Source organism: Vibrio sp. 2130-1 (genome assembly GCF_033339515.1).
Genome location: NZ_JAWOUT010000183.1, coordinates 1 through 785, shown reverse-complemented (window position 1 = coordinate 785; position 785 = coordinate 1). Strand labels below are relative to the sequence as shown.

Sequence of the window (785 nt, the reverse complement as noted above, 5' to 3'; positions counted from 1 at the left end):
CCAGTTATTTGCATAAATGTAGATATTTCATCCATATAAAACAAATTAACCAACATTATAAATTAAACAAAGATATAACCATTAGATATGCAGGAATGCCTAATCCCTATATAAAGTCGAATGCAAAGATAGTGTGTGGTGTAAGCTCAAAGAGCCGAGCAGTCTGGCAAACGTTCAATTTTGACTTGAATAACGATGAAGTCGTGCCAGTAAAAACCATGCCAAGCACGAGCGAATAAACGTTGGCACTTGGCGAGTATTAGGTGGGCGTGTAGATTCATAGCTGCTGAGGCAATCATCCGTTGTCATGGACGAAAATACCTTCAATTTCGCTACACACCCCTTTGTTGTTCGTTTCTACTGTTATTTTTGTACAGCTTTGAACCTCGGATTTGTCTTACAAATAACGTACAAGCGCCCTCTTCTTTTCACTATCTGACAGTCAGGATGACGGCTCTTCGCGCTTTTAAGTGATTTCACAACTTTCATGACTTATTCCTTCTCACTATTAAATTGACCAAATCGACGGTTGAAGTTAGCAATACGCCCTTCCGCTTGAACCACTCGTTGCTTACCTGTGTAAAACGGATGAGAAGACGACGACACATCCAATGTGAAGTACGGGTATGTTTTTCCGTCTTTCCACTCAATGGTGCGATCGGTTTTCAATGTTGAGCCGACAACAAAGTATTCATCCACACTTGTGTCATGAAACACCACTGGACGATAGTCAGGATGGATTCCTGGTTTCATTTCAATTTCCTTCAAATTAAATTGTTATGTTA

3 protein-coding genes are annotated in these 785 nt (G+C 40.0%); 1 reads left to right on the top strand and 2 read right to left on the bottom strand.

The window, feature by feature from the left end; translation table 11 throughout:
* Nucleotides 1-239, top strand: a 239-nt coding sequence (locus R7Q09_RS25045) for a hypothetical protein (RefSeq protein ID WP_318113316.1), incomplete at its 5' end; no start/stop codon positions are given.
* Between the two features lie 124 nt (nucleotides 240-363).
* On the opposite strand, the gene ykgO is transcribed toward R7Q09_RS25045, so the two are convergent.
* Together ykgO and R7Q09_RS25035 are read right to left on the bottom strand one after the other, a co-directional pair.
* Nucleotides 364-489, bottom strand: coding sequence for a type B 50S ribosomal protein L36 (gene ykgO, locus R7Q09_RS25040; RefSeq protein WP_005380299.1), 126 nt, complete (start codon nucleotides 487-489; stop codon nucleotides 364-366).
* Between the two features lie 3 nt (nucleotides 490-492).
* Complete coding sequence (locus R7Q09_RS25035; RefSeq protein WP_318143810.1) at nucleotides 493-753, bottom strand: type B 50S ribosomal protein L31; 261 nt, start codon at nucleotides 751-753, stop codon at nucleotides 493-495.
* Nucleotides 754-785 lie beyond the last annotated feature (32 nt).